Source organism: Azospirillum doebereinerae, from assembly GCF_003989665.1.
Taxonomy (GTDB): Bacteria; Pseudomonadota; Alphaproteobacteria; order Azospirillales; family Azospirillaceae; genus Azospirillum; species Azospirillum doebereinerae.
This window is the reverse complement of record NZ_RZIJ01000009.1, coordinates 157,495-176,224: the sequence shown is the minus strand read 5'-3', so window position 1 is coordinate 176,224 and position 18,730 is coordinate 157,495. Positions and strand designations below refer to the sequence as shown.

The following is an 18,730-nucleotide window of genomic DNA, read 5'->3' as shown; positions in this document are numbered from 1 at the left end:
CAGCCCGAGACGGAATCAAATACAAAAAAAGATTGTCCGAAGACTTTCCATGTCCATTGGAAGGCTACTGCATACTACTGTATTCATTTCGCTCCCATTTCAATAAATCGAAGAGAAATTTATAGAGGTTGAAATGTTTCTTAATGTAGAGCAAATTTACATTTCCCAATTTTCAAAATTCCGCTCCGAAATTCATTTTTGAGGGGGATTTTTTATGTTGATATGAGGGAGTTGCCAGGATGAAAATCTACGCCATAGCCCTTGCCATCGTCTTGGCGGCCGCCATTCTGCGCCTGGGCTTTTTGCTGGATCTTGGCCTTAATGCTCCTTTTGTGACGTTCTATCCTGCGGTCATGCTGGCGGCGCTCTATGGCGGTCTCCGGGCCGGGGCCGTGGCCACCGTCTCCTCGGCGCTGATTGCCGATTATTTCTGGATAGAGCCGGTCGGGGCCCTGATTCCGGTCAGCATGCAGGATTGGGTCGTGTTGTCCCTTTTCGTGATCACCAACATTCTGGTGTCGTGCATCGCTGAAAATTTGCAGAAGGCTAACATCAAGCTTCAAGACAAGGAGAACAATCAGAAGAAGGAGCTTGAGAACCAAGTCTATGAGCGAACCTCCGAGCTGGAAAAGCAAATTATCGAGCGAAAGCACGCCGAAGAATCCCTGGCGGAAAGTGAAAACAGATTCAGGACGTTGGCGAATGCGATACCGCAACTTGCCTTCATTGCTCACGCCGATGGTCATGTTCATTGGTATAACGAAAGATGGTATCAATATACGGGAGAGACCCCGGAAAGCATGGAAGGCTGGGGCTGGAAAAGCGTGCATCATCCGGATGTGCTTCCGGCGGTCATGGAGCGTTGGCTCACCAGCATCGCGACGCGAAACCCTTTTGACATGACGTTTCCTTTGCGTGGGGCGGACGGTCAGTTTCGCCCGTTCTTGACGCGTGTCATGCCGCTTCTGGATTCGGAAGGGCGGGTGATGGAATGGTTCGGTACGAACACGGAACTTTCCGAACAGATCAGCATGGAGAACGATCTCCGCAAAGCCAAGGTCGAGGCGGAGCGCGCCAACCTCGCCAAGTCCAAATTCCTGGCCGCCGTCAGCCACGATCTCCGCCAACCTGTTCAATCGCTTGTCCTTCTGCTCGAAGTTCTGAAAACGCACAGGGACGGCTCGAAGGTTACAAAGGCCATCGAAGCCATGGGAGGAGCGCTGAACGGACTGAACGATCTGCTTAAGGGCACGCTCGACATTTCGCGCATCGACGCCGGTGTCGTGACGGTGGAGTTGTGCAGCGTCGACGTCCGTGCGATGCTCAAACGGCTTTCCGTCGAATACGCGCCTCTGTCCGAGCGGAAGGGCCTGAAATTCCGCTATTTCTGCAAGGCCGGACGGCATGCGCACACGGATGGCGCGATCCTCGAACGGATCATCCGCAACCTTGTCGAAAACGCCATCCGCTACACGAATCGGGGCGGTCTGCTCATCGGGGTCCGTCCGCGCGGGGATCGGATGCGGATCGAGATCGTGGACACCGGCATCGGCATCCCGGCCGATAAGATCGGGGAGATCTACGAGGAGTTCTTTCAGGTCGGCAACCCGGCGCGGGACCACAGGTTGGGGCTGGGGCTGGGCCTTGCCATCGTCAGGCGCTGTGCCCGTCTGCTTGATGTCGAGTTGCAGGTCCGGTCGAACGAGGGGCGGGGAACCCGTTTCACGATACTGCTGCCGCTCGATGGCTCCGTTCCCGTTGCGCCCGCTCCCTCCATCAAGACCAGGATCGCCGGGGGGGCGCGCATCATGATCATCGAGGACAATCCCAAGATCAGGACAGGCTTCCAGATGCTTCTGGAATGCTGGGACTACGAGGTTTTCTGTGCCGAAACGGGGGAAATATCCCTGACGGTCGGAGAACAGGAGGGATGGCGCTTCGATGCCATCATCGCCGATCACCGCCTGGGTGCGGGGATGTCCGGCACCGAGACCGCCGCTGAAATCCGCCGGCGGGCCAAACGGCCGATTCCCACACTGATCGTCACCGGCGACACCTCCCCCGAGCGCATAGAGGAGGTTCATGCAAGCGGGTTCGAGATGCTTCACAAGCCCGTCGCACCGGACGCGTTGGCGCGGAGAATGGCGATCTTGTTGCAAGCGGCCGGCTAGGGGGCCGATGGCCGGGAGTTGGGAAGACCGGGTTCCCTTCGAACCGGGTCGTCGAGGTTCCCGGCCCGTGTTTGGAGGGTGCGGCTTGCGGCGTCCCTCCCCCGGCTGCCGGACGACCGGCGTCCGCGAGCCCGTTCCGCCAAGAGGACGAACGAAGCCCGGCGCCGTTTCCCGACGTTCCAAGCCGCCGGGCTTCCTAGGGCCGCCCCCTTGGGCCGGGGGAGCGCCGGAGCCTCCCCCCTACCGCCGTCCCAGCCGCTTGTCGCGCCACACGGCCGGGGGGACGAAGACGCCGCCCCACATGCCGGTGCGCCGCTCCCTGGCCTGCGCCTCGACGGCGGCGTAGAGGCCGCCGCTTTCCGGCCGGTCGAAGGCGTAGCCGATCAGCACCATGCGCCCGTTCAGGTCGTAGCCCTCGACCGTGCAGCGCGCGGGCGCCGCGTCGGCCGCGCCGGAGCCCGGCCCCGGCTCGACCGTGCGGCAATCCAGCCGGCGCCCGGTGGTGAGGAGATCCAGGGCCAAGCGCGCCATCAGGCCGCAACGCTGCGCCTGCCGCTCGGAATCGAGGCAGGCCTGATCGGCGTCGGGCGCGTCGATCCCCCAGAGCCGCAGGCGCTTGCCGGAGAGGACGAACTGGCCGCCGGTCTCCACGGTCTCGATCAGGCCGGTGTAGCTGTCGGAGGGGTAGGCTGGTGCGGTGGTTGGGATGGTCAGCAGGAGGATAGCGACGCAGAGGAAACGGTACAAAGGCATGAGGGGTTTCCACAGCAGGAAGACTGGAGGCTGCTGTTCCGTACTGGGATCTCTTGGCGGAGACTCAGCGGAACGGCCTTGAACTCGACGTGCGGGAAATCTGCCTTTTTCGTATTACGGTTTCATGCGAAAGAGCCGTTTTGCGTCATATAAGAATGCGGTTGTTCAATGTGTGGCGCGGTTGGGTGGCGCTGCGGCACGACTGGGGGATGATTACGCCGCGTCAAACTCGCGCTGCCCGCGCCATGCTTGGATGGAGCCGTCAGGACTTGGCGGACCGTGCCCTTGTTTCTCTCAGCACCGTGCGGCGTATTGAGGAGGCAGGAAGCGACGTTCGTGTGAGTTCGCTTAAGAGTGTGCGGAAGACGTTGGAAGCCGCCGGGGTAGAGTTTTCCAATCGGGACGATGACGGTGTCCGGATGAAGCCTTAAACGACTGGTGTTGAGTTGAAGGGGGAGGCAGATCTGACCCTGAACCGCCATACAGACACGGCGATTCCTGACCCAAAGTGGACGCGGTCAGTGGGCGTTAAGAGTGCGGATCAGAACCGGCCTGAGGCTGAGAGAAATCAATGACTTCAGCACGCCAGACCGGGATTTTCGATGGGCACTAATGCTCCTTTCCGCGAAAAAATCGGATGATATATTTATTGTTAGCGCACTGATACAGACAGAAGAGCATTGCGACCACCTTCAAGGCACTGATTTTCCTGAGTTGTTACTAAACCATCTGAATGCACCTTTACACTAGCGCCAATTCCGGTCGGTACAAGAGTGTCTCTTGGCTTGGTCAGGGTTTCAATGGCGGCGACCAGAGGACAGCGCAAGCCCTGCCGGCAGATTATTGCCTCCGATATGTGCGGGGGGCGTTGCGCAGATGCGGGCATAAAAGCAGCTCTCTACCGCTAATGCTATGAAAAGTCTTAATAATTCTCTGATTTTGATATCTGATAAACTATCTTCTCTCGTTATAGGGGATTGATTCAAGATTTAAATCATTTTTAACTATTTACTGCCAAGATTTTTAATTACTAGAAGGTGATACCTTAAAATCTAACTCTTCTTAAAGGAGGTATGTATGAGCCTATCACAAGCTTTCCGCGACCCCATGTCTAAGGTTTCCGGGACAATTGTATTTTTTGATCTTGTTGGCTCAACAATTATGAAATTTGCTGAGCCGGAAATATCTTGGCTTCCAAAAATTGGGGACTTTTTGGATATTATTTCATCTGAAGTAAAAAAAGAGGAGGGAGGGGAAATAATAAAATACTTAGGAGATGGGGCAATGGCATTTTACCATATAGATAACGCGACGGAAGCAATAAATGCATCAATCAGAATTCAAGTAAAATTGGCCTTGCAAAGGAAAAATGGAGAAAATAACAATTTTTGCAAAATAGGAATATCTTCTGGAAAAATATATTCAGCAAAAACTCCAAATGATTTTGTAGATTATTTTGGGACTGTGGCTGATAAGGCGCAAAGGCTTTGCTCAGCTTCGGAGAAAAATGGAATATTTATTGATGAAGCCACACGAGATGAATGCAGGCCAAATAAAATAACGTCTCCACTTGGTAGTGCAAAAAGCAGGGAGGGAAGGGACTACCTTTCGAAAGAAGCATCTCTTTGGCTGAAAGGATTTTCTAAGCCAGTACAATATTTTGAAATTATTTGGGATGAGCAGGGATTTGGGCCAAATGTTGACGCGATATCTTATACCACATCTGGTGGACAACTAAAATCTAATAACTCAGAACCGTCACCAAAACATGATATCGAAAATCATGACCAAATTAAAAGTAACATCAATGATAGAACAAAATGGATGAAGGGTGTTATTAGTGCGAACAAAGGTCAATTTGGATTCATAAACGGAGCAGATGGAAACACATACTTCTTTGATGGAAACACATCTATACCAGATTTACACCCAGAGAATTCAAAAATATTTTTCCACCCACTACCGCCGAGGCCAGGGAAGAGATATCCAATTGCTGGAAATGTTATCTGCATAGGATCAGAACTGAATGGCACTATTATAAATAAAAATAAAGAAAGATCTTTCTGCTTTGTTAGTATTAATGGAGCGAGGCAACCAAATGCTAATGTATACGTATCGCTAAAAGACGAAGAAGAAGTGGAAAATGGAGATTTCGTAAGCTTTGAGATCGCTGAAAATCAATTCGGCCCATATGCAAAAGGCATTCTAAGAGATCAATGAGTTAGTCCGGGATAACTTCCGAACCCCTCAAATTCACTTCCACCAGCACCGTGTCCCGAACGAACTCCGCCGCGTGCCAAGCCTCGGGATCGAAGCAGACGACCATGCCGGGGCGCAGTTCGACCGTTCCGGATTCGGTGGTGAGGCGCGCAAGCCCCTCCAGCACCAGGAGGAACTGTTCGTGATCGTGGCTGTGGCGCGGCGACACCGTGCCGGCCTTGATCACGACCTGCTTCAGCGACGCGCCCGCGCCGACGATCTCCCGCCGCTGCGCGCCGTTGGCCTCGGCCGCCGGGAGGTCGTGCCATATGAACAGCTCGGTCCTGGGCATGCTGGGATCCTCATCGATGGTGACGTCGGTCGATACGGACGCAACGGCGGGCCGGATCACCGGCCCGGCCCAACCCGGCCGAGGCGGGCGCGGCGAGGGTCCGCCGCCGCGCCCGCCGGTTCCGGTCAGGCTCCCCTCACTCCGCCGCCATCGGCTGCGGCTGGGCCGGGGCGCGGAAGGCGGCCAGCAGCTTGGCCTCCTTCGCCTTGGCGGCGGCGACGTTGCGGGCCTTGACCGGGCCGTAGCCGCGCATCTCCATCGGCAATGCTGCGATCTCCAGGGCGAGGGCCAGGGTGTCGCGGGTCAGGCTGTGCAGGACCTCGCCCATGATCGCCTCGTAGTCGGCGATGAGCTGGCGTTCCTGGCGGCGCTCCTCGGTGCGGCCGAAGGGGTCCATCCAGGTGCCGCGCAGGCGCTTTCCCTTGGCCAGCAGGCGCAGGACCGGCAGCATCCAGGGGCCGAAGGTCTTCTTCTTCGGCTCGGCCCCGTCCTCGGCGGCCTCGCCCAGCGTCGGCGGGGCCATGTGGAAGGTCAGCTTCCAGTCGCCCTCGAACATGCGTGACACGTTCTCGACGAAGCCGGTGTCGGTGAAGAGGCGGGCGACCTCGTACTCGTCCTTGTAGGCCATCAGCTTGAAGTGGGCGCGGGCGACGGCCTCGGTCAGGGCGGTGGAGCCGGGGATCTTCTGGCCCTCGACCCGGCGGGTCCAATCGACCAGGGCGTGGAAGCGGGCGGCGTAGGCGGCGTCCTGGTAGTCGGTCAGGAAGCGGGTGCGGCGCTCGATCACCTCCTCCAGGCTGGCCGACGGGCGGCGCTGGTCGAGCAGCAGGTTGGCGTTGCCGGCCTCCACCGGCGCCGGGGGCGTGGCGGCGGCCTGGACGGCCGCGAGGTCCACGGCGGCGCGGCGGCCCCACTGGAAGGCGTCGAGGTTCAGCTTGATCGACACGCCGTTCAGCTCGATGGCCTTCAGGATGGAGGCCTCGGACAGCGGGATCAGGCCCTTCTGCCACGCGTAGCCCATCAGGAAGGGGTTGGCGTAGATGCTGTCGCCGAGCAGGCCGGTGGCGAGCTTGGCGGCGTCGATGGCGTCGACCATCGCCTCGCCGCCGCAGGCCCGGCGGACGTCGCCGACCAGATCGCGGACCGGGATGACCATGTCCGGCTGCTTGATGAAGTCGGCGGTGATGGCGTCGTGGGTGTTCAGCACGGCGCGGGTGTGGCCCGCCCGCATCTTGGACAGGCCGTCGCCGGCCGCCGCGACGACGATGTCGCAGCCCAGCACCGCGTCGGCGCCGCCGGCCGCGATGCGGACGGAGTGGATGTCCTCGGGCGTGTCGGCGATGCGGATGTGGCTGGTGACGGCGCCGCCCTTCTGGGCGAGACCGGTCATGTCGAGCACGCCGACGCCCTTGCCCTCCAGATGCGCCGCCATGCCCAGCAGGGCGCCGATGGTGACCACGCCGGTGCCGCCGACGCCGGTGACGTAGAGGCCCCAGGTCTTCTCGTAGACGGGCAGGGCGGGGGCGGGCAGCGGGGTGGCGTCGGCGGCCTTGGCCGCGGCCGGCTTGGGCTTGCGGAGCTGGCCGCCCTCGACCGTCACGAAGCTGGGGCAGAAGCCCTTGGTGCAGGAATAGTCCTTGTTGCAGCTGGACTGGTCGATCTGGCGCTTGCGTCCGAACTCGGTCTCCTGCGGGACCACCGAGACGCAGGACGACTTGGCCGAGCAGTCGCCGCAGCCCTCGCAGACCAGCTCGTTGATGACGACGCGCTTGGCCGGGTCCACCATCTTGCCGCGCTTGCGGCGGCGGCGCTTCTCGGTGGCGCAGGTCTGGTCGTAGATCAGGATGCTGGTGCCGGGAACCTCGCGCATCTCCTTCTGGACGCGGTCGAGGTCGTCGCGGTGCTCCACCGCCGTGAACTGCGGCAACCCGTTGTTGAGGCCGTACTTCTCCGGCTCGTCGGTGACGACGGTGATGCGGGAGACGCCCTCGGCGCGCAGGGTCTGGGCGATGGACTGGACGGTCTGGGTGCCGTCGAAGGGCTGGCCGCCGGTCATGGCGACCGCGTCGTTGAACAGGATCTTGTAGGTGATGTTCACCTTGGCGGCGATGGCCTGACGGATCGCCAGGATGCCGGAGTGGAAATAGGTGCCGTCGCCGAGGTTGGCGAAGATGTGCGTCTCGTCGGTGAAGGGCGCTTGGCCTACCCACGGCACGCCCTCGCCGCCCATCTGGGTGAAGGTGTCGGTCTTGCGGTCGAGCCACGTCGCCATGTAGTGGCAGCCGATGCCGCCCAGCGCGCGGCTGCCGTCGGGCACATGGGTGGAGGTGTTGTGCGGGCAGCCCGAGCAGAAGGTCGGCTTGCGGACGACGCGGGCGACGTGGCCCTTCTGCTTCTCCTGGGCGTCGAGGAAGGCGATGCGGCGCTTGAGGTTTTCGTTGTCGATGAAGCGCTCCAGACGGCGGCCGATCACCACCGCGATCTGGGCGGGCGACAGCTCGCCGGCGCTGGGGAGGATCCACTCGCCCTGCTCGTCGAACTTGCCGACGACCTTGGGGCGGACGTCCGGGTTCCAGTTGTAGAGCTGTTCCTTGAGCTGGTTCTCGATGACGGCGCGCTTCTCCTCGACGACGACGATCTCCTCCAGCCCCTCGGCGAAGTGGCGGACGCCGTCGCGCTCCAGCGGCCAGGGCATGCCCACCTTGTAGACGGTGATGCCCCAGTCCGACGCCATCTCCTCGGTGATGCCCAACTCGTCGAGAGCCTGCCGGACGTCGAGGTAGCTCTTGCCGGTGGTGACGATGCCGAAGCGCGGGCGCGGGCTGCCCATCACCACCTGGTCCAGCTTGTTGGCACGCGCGAACGCCAGGGCGGCGTAGAGCTTGTGCTTCATCAGCCGGTGTTCCTGCTCCAGCGGCGGGTCGGGCCAGCGGATGTTCAGGCCGCCGGGCGGCATCGGGAAGTCGGTCGGGATGACCGGGTTGACGCGGTGCGGATCGATGTAGACCGAGGCCGAGGTGTCCACCGTCTCGGCGATGGTCTTCATGGCGACCCAGCAGCCGGAGAAGCGGCTCATCGCCCAGCCGATCAGGCCGTAATCCAGGATCTCCTGCACCCCCGACGGGTTCAGCACCGGGATCATCGCGTGCATGTAGGCGTGTTCGGACTGGTGCGGGAAGGTCGAGGACTTGGAATTGTGGTCGTCGCCGGTCAGCACCAGCACGCCGCCGTTCTTCGAGGTGCCGGCGCCGTTGGCGTGCTTGAACACGTCGCCCGAGCGGTCGACGCCCGGCCCCTTGCCGTACCACATGGCGAAGACGCCGTCGTATTTGGCGCCCTTGAACATGCCGACCTGCTGGCTGCCCCAGACGGCGGTGGCGCCCAGCTCCTCGTTGACGCCGGGCTGGAACTGGATGTGGTTCTTCTCCAGGAACTTGCGCGCGTTCCACAGATTTTGGTCGAAGCCGCCCAGCGGCGACCCGCGATAGCCCGAGATGAAGCAGCCGGTGTTCAGCCCGGCGGCGAGGTCGCGCTGGCGCTGCATCATCGGCAGGCGCACCAGCGCCTGGGTCCCGGTGAGATACACGCGGCCCTGTTCGAGCGCGTATTTGTCGTCCAGTGAAACGGTCGCGAGCGCCATGTTACCCATCCCTCCCTGCACCGGGCGTCTGGCTTTATCGCTGGACCGCCGGTTTGTTCGATGGGCAAAAAGGTAATGAAGGCTGCCGTATATCGCAACGCCCGCCACCGGCCGTTCCGCAAAAAGCAAGGAACGGCCGGTAGCGGGCGAGGATCGGAAACGGAGCGCATGGAAACATCCGCTTTACGGAAATTCCCGCTCCGCCATTGCCTTCCCACCCATCGGTCTCAAGGGATATGGGGCTGACTCGGCGCGGCGTCAGAGGAGATTTTTGGGCGGGGACTTTGGCGTCGGGTTGGGCGTCGGGTTGGGGGAGGGCGCCGAGGGGCCGGCTTCGGGCCAGCCGCCGAAATCGCTCTGGCCGCGCGCCGCCAGCGTGCGGACGCTGGCGCGCAGCGTGCGGATCAGGCAGAGCGCCACCGCCATCGACTGCGCGCCACCGTCGCAGCCCACCGCCCAGCGCAGGGCAGCGGCGTGGGCCTGAAGCGCGTCGACGAAGCCCTCGGTGTCGGGCTCGACCCAGGTGACGCAGGTGGACAGCGACGCCACCATCGAGGACGCGGCGTGGTCCCCCGCCGCCGCGACCTGAAGGTCGGACACGGCGTGGCGCAGGCGGCTGCCGATGGGGTCGGGGCGCTCGATGGCGGCGTCCAGCCGGTCGAGCGCCAGCAGCAGGCGGACCCGCTTGGGATCGGTGCTGCGCGGGGTGAGCGCGGCCGGAAGCACCGGCGTGATCGGCGGCGGCAGCTTCGGCGTGGCGTCGGCCTGCGGGCCGCTCTGCGGGCCGGGCCGCGCGGGCTGCGGCCCGGCGGCGGAATCCTGGGCGCGCTGGCCGCCGGCCTTCACGCCGCTGTCGCGGCGGTTCAGCACGGCGTCGATCCGGCGCGCCAGCGTCGCCGCCGGCACCGGCTTGGCCAGGACGGAATCGGCCCCGGAATCCCAGGCGCAGCGCACGGTGGACAGGTCGGCGTTGGCGGTCAGCACGATGATCGGCAAATCGGGGCGCAGGCAGCCGGGCGACTGGCGCACCCATTGGATCAACTGTGCGCCGCCCACCGGCTCCATCACCCAATCGGTGACCATCAGGTCGAAGACCTCGCGGCGCAGGGCCTCCTTGGCGTCCTGCCCGTTGGAGACGGCGGTGATCTGCCCGACGCCCCACAGGCCGAGCATGTCCTTCAAGGCGCGCTGGAGCAGCGGATTGTCGTCGACAATCAGAATCTTGATCTGCGAGGAGGGGCGCTTCGTCATGGACCGGTCCCGTTTCGTCGGCGTGCCATCCCGATATCCGCACCGGCCGCAACATTTTCACGGCACGGGGAAGGGGGAACGCCCAACGAGCCGGCACGATGCACCGGACGGGATGGTCGGGATACCCCGACGCTCCGATCGAAAGAGGTGGGGTGGGATTTCGCCTATCCCAATGAGCGTTCCGGCCCATCGGGATGGCGGCCGATCACGATCAAGCCGCGTGGCGGGCCGCGCGACGGCTGGTCTGCTGATCGATGGCGTCGGCGCGTTCCAGCGCGCGGGCGATCAGATCGTCGAACAGGGAGCCCAAGGGCTGCACCAGACGCTCCGGCCCGCCGCCGAGTTCGGGGCCTTCCATCAGGAAGGAGCCCTCCTCGCCGGGGCCGACGACGCGCCAGCCGAGGCTCTTCATCTCCGCGACGCGCGTCCTGGAGATCAGCGCGCGAACAGGGTCCAGAGCGAACGTGTCCATCCGATTTCCCCCATGGCAGGCGTTTCAAGAACGCTACGCCCTGACGATGAACAAAACAAGAACGATTTCGGAGTGCCGGCAAGCTTGTGGGCAAGCTTTCACAAGGAGACCCTTGCCTTTCGCCGGCTCCATGGAAAGATCAGGTCCACAGCCAGCGAGTGCCAGCCGATCACAGCGAACAAAAAGAGGACAATCATGAGCGGCGTCCGCATCGAGACCGACAGCTTCGGCCCCATCGAGGTCCCCGCCGACCGTTACTGGGGTGCGCAGACCCAGCGTTCCCTTCAGAACTTCCGCATCGGCGGCGAGCGCATGCCGGCCCCGCTGGTCCGCGCGCTGGGCATCCAGAAGCGCGCCTCGGCGGTCGCCAACATGCGGCTGGGCGCGCTCGACTCCGCGCTCGGCGACGCGATCACCGCCGCCGCCGACGCGGTGATCGACGGCACGCTGGCCGATCATTTCCCGCTGGTGGTCTGGCAGACCGGCTCGGGCACGCAGAGCAACATGAACGCCAACGAGGTCATCGCCAACCGCGCCATCGAGGCGCTGGGCGGCACGCTGGGCTCGAAGACGCCGATCCACCCCAACGACCACGTCAACATGGGGCAGTCCTCCAACGACAGCTTCCCGACGGCGATGCACATCGCGGCGGCGGAACAGATCGTCCACCATCTGGTCCCGGCGCTGGAAAAGCTGCGCGCCGCGCTGGCGGCCAAGGCCGACGAATTCCGGGACATCGTCAAGATCGGCCGCACCCATCTCCAGGACGCGACGCCGCTGACGCTGGGGCAGGAGTTCTCCGGCTACGCCATGCAGATCGCCTACGGGATCGAGCGGGTGCGCTCGTCGCTGCCGCAGCTCTACCGGCTGGCCCAGGGGGGCACGGCGGTCGGCACCGGGCTGAACGCGCAAATCGGCTTTGCCGAGGCCTTCGCCGAGGAGGTCGCGGCCTTCACCGGCCTGCCCTTCGTCACGGCGGAGAACAAGTTCGAGGCGCTGGCGACCCATGACTCGTTGGTGGACGCGCACGGGCACCTGAACACGCTGGCGGTGTCGCTGATGAAGATCGCCAACGACCTGCGCCTGCTCGGCTCGGGGCCGCGCTCGGGCATCGGCGAGCTGTCGCTGCCGGAGAACGAGCCGGGCTCCTCGATCATGCCGGGCAAGGTCAACCCGACCCAGTCGGAGGCGATGACGATGGTCTGCGCCCAGGTGATGGGCAACCACACCACCGTGACCGTCGCCGGGGCCACCGGGCATTTCGAGCTGAACGTGTTCAAGCCGGTGATCGCCTTCAACGTGCTGCAATCGATCCGCCTGCTGGGCGACGCCGCGGTGAGCCTGACCGACAACTGCGTCGTCGGGATCGAGGCGAACCGCGAGCGCATCGCCCAGTTGGTCGGCGACAGCCTGATGCTGGTGACGGCGCTGAACCCGCACATCGGCTACGACAACGCCGCGAAGATCGCCAAGAAGGCCCACAAGGAGGGCACCGGCCTGAAACAGGCCGGGCTGGCCCTGGGCCTGCTGACGGAGGAGCAGTTCGACGCCTGGGTCCGGCCGGAAAGCATGGTTGGACCGGGCTGAGCGCTGCGGTTAGGGTGGGGCGTTTCCGCTCCACCCTTTACAGCCAAGCCGACCGGGGGCGCGTGCCGCCATGAAGAAGCGTTCGGTGCTGATCGCCGGACACCCCACCAGCGTCTCGCTGGAGGAGGAGTTCTGGGACGCCCTGAAGCGGGTCGCCCAGGCGCGGGGCCTGTCGGTCAACGCGCTGATCGAGGAGATCGACCGCGCACGGACCGGCAACCTGTCCAGCGCCATCCGCGTCCATGTCCTGAACGACTTGCTGGCCCGATTGAACAGCGAAGCGACGAACCCGTCTTCAAGCCCTCTCCCCCCCGGGGAGAGGGTTGGGTGAGGGGGACGCACGGCAACGGGTCTGTGTCAGGAAACAACGTTCGAAGGATCGGCGAAGGGGCATGCTGCCCCATCGCGACGCGCTTTGCGCGTCGGCCCCCTCACCCTCCCCACGCCTGCGGCGCGGGTCCCCTCCCTCTCCCCCGGGGAGAGAGGGCTCTCCTTGCTCTTGCGCACATGGGGCCTGTGGACAGCCGCCCGGATGGGGCGTAAACGAAGCGCCGATCCTCCCCTTTCCATCGCGAGTGCCGCCCCTTGCCGCCCGATCTCGCAGCGCTCGACCTGATCGCGTTCGTCTGGTTCGTCACGGCCTGGGTCGGCTTCACCGTCATCCAGGACCATCTGCTGACCGGGCACCGCGTCGTCAACCAGCACCTCAAGGTGATCCGCCGCCACTGGATGGAGCGGATGCTGGAGCGCGACAACCGCATCATGGACTCGCAGCTCGTCGGCCACACGATGCAGAGCTGCACCTTCTTCGCCTCGACCAACATGCTGATCCTGGCCGGTCTGGTCGGCTCCTTCGGCGCCATCGAGCACGCGCACGAGATCATCACCAACCTGTCCTTCACCGTGAAGACCTCGCGCCAGCTCTTCGAGATCAAGATCCTGCTGATGGTGGTCGTCTTCACCTTCGGCTTCTTCAAGTTCACCTGGGCCTTGCGGCAGTACAACTACTGCTGCGCGCTGATCGGGTCGGCGCCGATCACGCCGTTGCCCCCGGAGGAGCGGCGGGCGATGGGCGAGACGATCGCCGAGGCGCTGACCCTGGCGGTCACCGCGCTGAACGGCGGGATGCGGTCCTATTACTTCGCGCTGGCGGTGCTGGCCTGGATGGTCGGGCCGCTCTTCTTCATGCTGGCGACCGCCACCGTCTTGGTGGTCCTGACCCGCCGGCAGGCGTTCTCGCTCACCGAAAAGGTCATCCGTGTCCAGACCGACCGGTTGGAGGGAAAAGACACAACCAAATGATAACAACGCATAAAAAGCCACACGATAAACGATAGGTGCGACCAAATATCCTCTACTCGTCCGGGTGCAAGGATGTTTCAGTGCTGATCATTGCGCGACGCCAAAGACAAGCGCCGCGACAAGGGCAAGCAAAGGGGGCAGCGATGGACGCCGACACCGCATGGGCGATCATGAGTTCTCTGGACGAGGCGGAAGCCCTGCTGAGTCGTGTGCATCTGCGCGACGGACAGGCCGGCGCCAACGCGCTGGCGCGGAACCGCAGCCTTCTGGACGAGGCCCGGCGGCGGCTGGATCAGGCCCACGCGCTGGAATGACGGCGGCCGGCGCGCCCGTCAGCTTTTCCAGATCACCTTGCCGCCGCCGCGCACCTTGGACCAGTCCTTGGCGAAATAGGCGAAATCCCGCGACGGGCGGCTGAACAGGAACCCCTGCGCCAGCGGCACGTCCAGGCTGGCGAGCAGCTGGGCGTGCGCCGGCTCCTCCACCTGCTCGCCGATCAGCTTCATGCCGAGCTGGCGGCAGACGTCCACCATCGACCGCAGCATCGTCATGTCGCGCGGGCTGCTGACGGCGCCGCGCACGAACTGGCCGTCGATCTTGGCGTAATCGGCCTGGATGCCGTAGAGCGACTGGAACGACGTCGATCCGGCGCCGACGTCGTCCAGGCAGATGCGGTAGCCGGCCTCGCGCAGCTTCTGCAGCACCCCGTTCAGCCGGGCGATGTCGGAGACCACCACGGTCTCCGTCACCTCGATCAGCAGCTTCTTCCGCAGGTCGCCGTAGGGCGCGACCACCGACTGGAACTGGGTGAGGAAGATCGGGCTCATCAGGGTCTTGGCCGACAGGTTGATCGCCACGTCGGGCAGCTTCGGCTCCCGGCGGTGGGCGTGCAGCGTCTCGAGCACCGTCTGGGTCAGCAGCAGGTCGAAGTCGTAGATCAGCCCGACGTCCTCGGCGAAGGCGATGAACTCCACCGGGGACTTCATGCCGTCGACCCGCGTCAGCGCCTCCAGATGGTGGACGGCCTGGGTCTCCAGATCGACGATGGGCTGGTAGACGACGACGAAGTCCTTGTTGGCGATGGTGGCGCGCAGGCGGCCGATGCGCTCCACCGCCTCGGCCATCATGCGGTTGGCGCCGTCCTCCAGGCTGGAGATGGTGAACTCCCCGCCCTGGGCCAGCGCGAAGGCTTGCACCGTGTAGACCAGCGCGCGCGCCGCGTCGGCGGCGTCCAGCCGGTCGTCGGTCATGTCCATGGTCCAGGACCGGATGCCGCCGGGAAGCGCGCCGCCCGCCGCCTCGATGATCTGCGCGATGTGGCCCTGAACCTCGCGCCCGTCGATGTCGGCGGCGTGGACGATGCCGTAGCGGTCGCCGGCCAGATGCCCGGCGCTGTCGCCGTCGGCGGAGATGCCGCGCAGATAAGCGTCGATGCTCTCCTTCACCTCCTCCGCCGCGCCTTCGGGCATGGAGGCGACCATCGACTGGAGCCCCTCGACCAGCAGCAGGGTCAGCCCCCGGTCGAGCCCGCGCTCGCGGGCGTCGAGGATGCGCTTTTCGAGGATGCCGTTGAACTCGTGCTCGTCCAGCAACTCGCCGGTCGGGGTGGCCATCGGGCTGGAGGCGAGCAGGACCGTCAGGAACAGCGATTCCGGGCAGGAATCGAGCCGGCAACCGCCCAGCAGCGCCGGAAACATCTGCCCGTCCATTCCTTGGAACAGGACGCGGGCGGGCTTGATGCGCGCCTTTTCCTTGATGCGGTTGAACAGGACATGGACGTATTTGCGGTCGCTCGGCGCCACCACGTCCAGCAAATTGGTGCCGACCAGCCCGCCGACGTCCCCCTTGGTCAGCCGGCAGCGGGCCCCGGCGGAAAACAGGATGGTCCCCATGCTGTCGGTCTCGACCAGCAGATCGGCGGCGGCGAAGGCGAAACCGACGAAACGGTCGCGGTCGCGGCTCGACTGGGGCCGCCGCGGCCCGGCGCTGGTCACCGGGGCTGTGCGCGTCGCGTTGTTCTGCGCAAGGGTCATCATCACCCAGCCACAAATTGAAACGAAGTTTAGCGACTTTGCGTATTTCTCATCGGAGAGTAACGAAGATTTCAACCGGTTAAAAGCTGCATAATTCCCTTACGTCCTTCGCGCCATGGGCGTGCCAATCCTTGCCGCCGACCGGATGGCGAAAGCGGACTGGCGTCCTCGCGCGCGCCGGACATCTTGGGAATCCTCGGGGCACAAGGGATGGCGGCCGAGGAGAGCGGCATCGGAACGGCGGCCTTTCGGGCGCCAAGCCGGATCAAGACGAAGGGCAACGCGCGTGCGGCGTATTGTCCCGAAAAGGCAAATCAACTTCAGGATGTTGTCTTGCAACCCCTTCCCATCCCCCGCTGGGCAGGGGATGGGGCACCGTCAATGGTGGTTATGGGGTTCCGGGCGAGGCTCAGCCGCGCGGGAACAGGCGCGTGACGTGGCCCATCTTGCGGCCGGGCCGGGCTTCGGCCTTGCCGTACAGGTGCAGGCGGGCGCCGGGTTCGGCCATCAATTCCGGCCAGCGCGCGGCGTCGTCGCCGATCAGGTTGACCATCTCGGCATCGGCGACCCGTTCGACCGAGCCCAGCGGCAGGCCGCAGACGGCGCGGACCAGCTGCTCGAACTGCGAGGAGGCGCAGGCGTCCATCGTCCAGTGGCCGGAGTTGTGCGGGCGCGGCGCCATCTCGTTGACCAGCACGCCGCCTTCAGGGGTGACGAACAGCTCCACCGCCAGCACGCCGACCAGATCCAGCGCCTCGGCGATGCGGCGGGCGACCCGTTCGGCCTCGGTCGCCGTTTCGGGCGCGATCTTGGCCGGGGCGACCGTCACGTCGAGGATGCCGTCCTTGTGGCGGTTCTCCACCGCCGGGTAGGCCGCCATGGCGCCGTCGCCGCCGCGCACGACGATGACCGACACCTCGCAGGCGAAGGTCACGAAGCCCTCGACGATCCCGCCCGCCGTGCCGCCCCCCGCGTCGTCCGACGCGGGCGCGCCGATGGTGGCCCAGGCCTCGGCCGGATCGCTGCCCGCGCCGATGCGGGCCTGGCCCTTGCCGTCATAGCCCATGCGCGTCGATTTCAGGACGCAGCGCGGCCCGATCTCCGCCACCGCGCGGGCGACGTCGTCGGCGCTGGCGGCGGGGCGCCAGGGGGCGGTCGCGATCCCCAGAGCGTTGACGAAGGACTTCTCGTTGATGCGGTCCTGCGCCACCGACAGCACGTTCGGCCCCGGATTGACGGTGGTGAAGCGGCGCAGATGCTCGACCGTGGCGACGGGGACGTTCTCCCACTCCAGCGTCACCGTATCGACCGAGCGGGCGAAGCGCTCCAGCGCGTCGAGGTCGTCCCAGCCGGCGACGGTCGCGGCGGCGCAGACCTGGGCGGCCGGGCTGCCGGCGGCGTCGGGCGCGTAGACATGCGTCTTGTAGCCGAGCTGCGCCGCCGCCAGCGCCGTCATGCGGCCGAGCTGGCCGGCGCCCAGCATGCCGATGGTGGCGCCGGGGGCCAGACGGGGAAGGGGAGCGTTCGTCATGGTCAGGCGGTCTCGTCGACCGGGGCCTCGGCCACGGCGGCGGTCTGGCGGGCGCGCCACGCATCGAGCGCGTCGGCGACCGCCGGATCCATCAGGGCGATGACCGAGCCGGCGAGCAGGGCGGCGTTGATCGCGCCGGCCTTGCCAATGGCCAGCGTGCCGACCGGCACGCCGCCCGGCATCTGGACGATCGACAGGAGGCTGTCCATGCCCTTGAGCGCGTGGCTCTCGACCGGCACGCCGAACACCGGCAGCGGGGTCATCGAGGCGGCCATGCCGGGCAGATGGGCGGCGCCGCCGGCCCCGGCGATCACCACCTTCAGCCCGCGCGCCTTGGCGGTGGTGGCGTACTCCACCAGCCGGGCGGGGGTGCGGTGGGCCGAGACGATGCGGACCTCGTGGGCGACGCCGAGCGCCGTCAGGGTGTCGGCGGCGTGCTTCATGGTGGTCCAGTCGGACTGGCTGCCCATGATGATGCCGACCAGCGGCGAACCGTTCGGGGTGCTGTTCTGGGTTTCGGCGGACACGGCGCGCGCTTTCCTCAAGGTCCGGAAAGCGGCGGATTATAGGAAGAGTGGGGCCGGAGTCCAGAAGATCGCGGCCCCCGCGCAAAATCCCCAGCCCGCCGCTGCGGCATTCCGGCCCTTTCGTGCCGGTCCGGCCCGCCCTATGTTGTGCCTTTCGTCCCCGAACCCGACCCAAGCACCGGACCAGAGCCATGACCGAAGCCGACGACCGCCGCGACATCCGCACCGCCCTGGCCGAGGAGCGCATGGCGAGCGTCGGCATCGACGAGGCGTCCATCGACACCCTCGTCCGCACTTTTTATGGAAAGGTGATGAAGGACGAGGTGCTGGGGCCGATCTTCGACCGCGCCATCACCGATTGGGAGCCGCATCTGCGCAAGATGGTGGATTTCTGGTCGTCCATCGCGCTGCTGACCCAGCGCTACGACGGGCGGCCGATGCCGGTCCACATCCAGCTCGGCATCGAGCCGCAGCATTTCGAGCGCTGGCTCGGCCTGTTCCGCGAGACCGCCAACGAGCTGTTTCCGGGGGAGGGCGCGGCCTTCCTGATCGGCAAGGCGGAGAACATCGCGCGCAGCTTCCAGATGGGCATCCAGTTCTTCACCGTGCCCAAGAAACCGGCCGCTTGAGAGGGCTTCGTCGGGAGGCCGCCGCCGTCAGGCGATGATGTCGGGCAGCAGGCGGCTTTCCAGGACCATGATCTGATCCTTCAGCATCAGCTTGCGCTTCTTCAGGCGCTGCATCTGGAGCTGGTCGTAGGGCGCGCGCTCCACCAGCCGGGCGATCACGTCGTCCAGGTCGCGGTGCTCGCTGCGCAGGGTCGCCAGCTTTTCCTTCAGGATCTCTTGTTCGTTCATTGCGCCCGCTGCGAGTGGCCGGTTGCCCTTGAGCTCTTAGGTCGTTCTTAGGTCG

At 64.5% G+C, this 18,730-nt stretch carries 17 protein-coding genes; 8 read left to right on the top strand and 9 right to left on the bottom strand.

What is annotated here, in order from left to right; genetic code table 11:
* Positions 1-239: 239 nt before the first annotated feature.
* A complete protein-coding gene (locus EJ913_RS13610; protein WP_126998678.1) occupies positions 240-2,171 on the top strand; it encodes an ATP-binding protein in 1,932 nt (643 codons plus the stop codon).
* Positions 2,172-2,411: 240 nt separating this feature from the next.
* Here the strand turns inward: EJ913_RS13610 and EJ913_RS13605 are convergent, their stop codons facing one another.
* On the bottom strand, positions 2,412-2,924 hold the full coding sequence (locus EJ913_RS13605) for a thermonuclease family protein (protein ID WP_126998676.1): 513 nt from the start codon (positions 2,922-2,924) through the stop codon (positions 2,412-2,414).
* A gap of 155 nt (positions 2,925-3,079) precedes the next feature.
* Between EJ913_RS13605 and EJ913_RS13600 the strand changes: the two genes are divergently transcribed.
* The gene (locus tag EJ913_RS13600; protein ID WP_338019207.1) at positions 3,080-3,355 is read left to right on the top strand and encodes a helix-turn-helix domain-containing protein; all 276 of its coding nucleotides are present in this window, start codon (positions 3,080-3,082) and stop codon (positions 3,353-3,355) included.
* 646 nt (positions 3,356-4,001) lie between these two features.
* On the top strand, positions 4,002-5,144 hold the full coding sequence (locus tag EJ913_RS13595) for an adenylate/guanylate cyclase domain-containing protein (RefSeq protein ID WP_126998674.1): 1,143 nt from the start codon (positions 4,002-4,004) through the stop codon (positions 5,142-5,144).
* Between the two features lies 1 nt (position 5,145).
* On the opposite strand, the gene EJ913_RS13590 is transcribed toward EJ913_RS13595, so the two are convergent.
* The 4 genes from EJ913_RS13590 to EJ913_RS13575 form a co-directional block, all read right to left on the bottom strand.
* Positions 5,146-5,475 carry a cupin domain-containing protein gene (locus EJ913_RS13590; RefSeq protein ID WP_126998672.1) on the bottom strand — a complete coding sequence of 110 codons (330 nt, stop codon included), beginning with the start codon at positions 5,473-5,475 and terminating at the stop codon, positions 5,146-5,148.
* A 136-nt stretch (positions 5,476-5,611) separates the two neighbouring features.
* Positions 5,612-9,115 (bottom strand): indolepyruvate ferredoxin oxidoreductase family protein, encoded by a 3,504-nt coding sequence (locus tag EJ913_RS13585; protein WP_126998670.1) that lies wholly within the window; start codon positions 9,113-9,115, stop codon positions 5,612-5,614.
* Positions 9,116-9,373: 258 nt separating this feature from the next.
* A complete protein-coding gene (locus EJ913_RS13580; protein ID WP_126998668.1) occupies positions 9,374-10,366 on the bottom strand; it encodes a response regulator in 993 nt (330 codons plus the stop codon).
* 211 nt (positions 10,367-10,577) lie between these two features.
* Positions 10,578-10,838, bottom strand: a complete 261-nt coding sequence (locus EJ913_RS13575; RefSeq protein WP_126998666.1) for a hypothetical protein — start codon at positions 10,836-10,838, stop codon at positions 10,578-10,580.
* A 195-nt stretch (positions 10,839-11,033) separates the two neighbouring features.
* Here EJ913_RS13575 and fumC point away from each other — a divergent pair, with 195 nt between their 5' ends.
* The 4 genes from fumC to EJ913_RS31640 all read left to right on the top strand — a co-directional run bounded on the left by fumC (position 11,034) and on the right by EJ913_RS31640 (position 14,041).
* Positions 11,034-12,425, top strand: a complete 1,392-nt coding sequence (fumC, locus tag EJ913_RS13570) for a class II fumarate hydratase (protein WP_126998664.1) — start codon at positions 11,034-11,036, stop codon at positions 12,423-12,425.
* 70 nt (positions 12,426-12,495) lie between these two features.
* Positions 12,496-12,756, top strand: coding sequence for a ribbon-helix-helix domain-containing protein (locus EJ913_RS13565; RefSeq protein ID WP_126998662.1), 261 nt, complete (start codon positions 12,496-12,498; stop codon positions 12,754-12,756).
* Positions 12,757-13,010: 254 nt separating this feature from the next.
* Positions 13,011-13,727: a DUF599 domain-containing protein gene (locus EJ913_RS13560; RefSeq protein ID WP_126998660.1), complete on the top strand. Its 717-nt coding sequence runs from the start codon at positions 13,011-13,013 to the stop codon at positions 13,725-13,727.
* A 143-nt stretch (positions 13,728-13,870) separates the two neighbouring features.
* Complete coding sequence (locus EJ913_RS31640) at positions 13,871-14,041, top strand: hypothetical protein (protein WP_185909770.1); 171 nt, start codon at positions 13,871-13,873, stop codon at positions 14,039-14,041.
* A gap of 18 nt (positions 14,042-14,059) precedes the next feature.
* Here EJ913_RS31640 and EJ913_RS13555 read toward each other — a convergent pair whose 3' ends face one another.
* The 3 genes from EJ913_RS13555 to purE form a co-directional block, all read right to left on the bottom strand.
* Positions 14,060-15,763, bottom strand: coding sequence for an EAL domain-containing protein (locus EJ913_RS13555; protein ID WP_244939348.1), 1,704 nt, complete (start codon positions 15,761-15,763; stop codon positions 14,060-14,062).
* 406 nt (positions 15,764-16,169) lie between these two features.
* Complete coding sequence (locus tag EJ913_RS13550) at positions 16,170-17,291, bottom strand: 5-(carboxyamino)imidazole ribonucleotide synthase (protein ID WP_126998658.1); 1,122 nt, start codon at positions 17,289-17,291, stop codon at positions 16,170-16,172.
* A 2-nt stretch (positions 17,292-17,293) separates the two neighbouring features.
* Positions 17,294-17,761 carry a 5-(carboxyamino)imidazole ribonucleotide mutase gene (gene purE, locus EJ913_RS13545; RefSeq protein ID WP_126998812.1) on the bottom strand — a complete coding sequence of 156 codons (468 nt, stop codon included), beginning with the start codon at positions 17,759-17,761 and terminating at the stop codon, positions 17,294-17,296.
* A gap of 248 nt (positions 17,762-18,009) precedes the next feature.
* Here purE and EJ913_RS13540 point away from each other — a divergent pair, with 248 nt between their 5' ends.
* Positions 18,010-18,447 (top strand): group III truncated hemoglobin, encoded by a 438-nt coding sequence (locus tag EJ913_RS13540; protein WP_238522088.1) that lies wholly within the window; start codon positions 18,010-18,012, stop codon positions 18,445-18,447.
* A 27-nt stretch (positions 18,448-18,474) separates the two neighbouring features.
* Here EJ913_RS13540 and EJ913_RS13535 read toward each other — a convergent pair whose 3' ends face one another.
* A complete protein-coding gene (locus tag EJ913_RS13535) occupies positions 18,475-18,675 on the bottom strand; it encodes a YdcH family protein (protein ID WP_126998656.1) in 201 nt (66 codons plus the stop codon).
* Positions 18,676-18,730 lie beyond the last annotated feature (55 nt).

Coding starts and splice junctions, on each gene's coding strand:
- EJ913_RS13595 (WP_126998674.1), top strand. CDS start 4,002: ATGAGCCTATCACAAGCTTTCCGCGACCCCATGTCTAAGGTTTCCGGG.
- purE (WP_126998812.1), bottom strand. CDS start 17,761: ATGGGCAGCCAGTCCGACTGGACCACCATGAAGCACGCCGCCGACACC.
- EJ913_RS13585 (WP_126998670.1), bottom strand. CDS start 9,115: ATGGCGCTCGCGACCGTTTCACTGGACGACAAATACGCGCTCGAACAG.
- EJ913_RS13590 (WP_126998672.1), bottom strand. CDS start 5,475: ATGCCCAGGACCGAGCTGTTCATATGGCACGACCTCCCGGCGGCCGAG.
- EJ913_RS31640 (WP_185909770.1), top strand. CDS start 13,871: ATGGACGCCGACACCGCATGGGCGATCATGAGTTCTCTGGACGAGGCG.
- EJ913_RS13610 (WP_126998678.1), top strand. CDS start 240: ATGAAAATCTACGCCATAGCCCTTGCCATCGTCTTGGCGGCCGCCATT.
- fumC (WP_126998664.1), top strand. CDS start 11,034: ATGAGCGGCGTCCGCATCGAGACCGACAGCTTCGGCCCCATCGAGGTC.
- EJ913_RS13605 (WP_126998676.1), bottom strand. CDS start 2,924: ATGCCTTTGTACCGTTTCCTCTGCGTCGCTATCCTCCTGCTGACCATC.
- EJ913_RS13535 (WP_126998656.1), bottom strand. CDS start 18,675: ATGAACGAACAAGAGATCCTGAAGGAAAAGCTGGCGACCCTGCGCAGC.
- EJ913_RS13575 (WP_126998666.1), bottom strand. CDS start 10,838: ATGGACACGTTCGCTCTGGACCCTGTTCGCGCGCTGATCTCCAGGACG.
- EJ913_RS13565 (WP_126998662.1), top strand. CDS start 12,496: ATGAAGAAGCGTTCGGTGCTGATCGCCGGACACCCCACCAGCGTCTCG.
- EJ913_RS13550 (WP_126998658.1), bottom strand. CDS start 17,291: ATGACGAACGCTCCCCTTCCCCGTCTGGCCCCCGGCGCCACCATCGGC.
- EJ913_RS13555 (WP_244939348.1), bottom strand. CDS start 15,763: ATGATGACCCTTGCGCAGAACAACGCGACGCGCACAGCCCCGGTGACC.
- EJ913_RS13580 (WP_126998668.1), bottom strand. CDS start 10,366: ATGACGAAGCGCCCCTCCTCGCAGATCAAGATTCTGATTGTCGACGAC.
- EJ913_RS13600 (WP_338019207.1), top strand. CDS start 3,080: ATGCGGTTGTTCAATGTGTGGCGCGGTTGGGTGGCGCTGCGGCACGAC.
- EJ913_RS13540 (WP_238522088.1), top strand. CDS start 18,010: ATGACCGAAGCCGACGACCGCCGCGACATCCGCACCGCCCTGGCCGAG.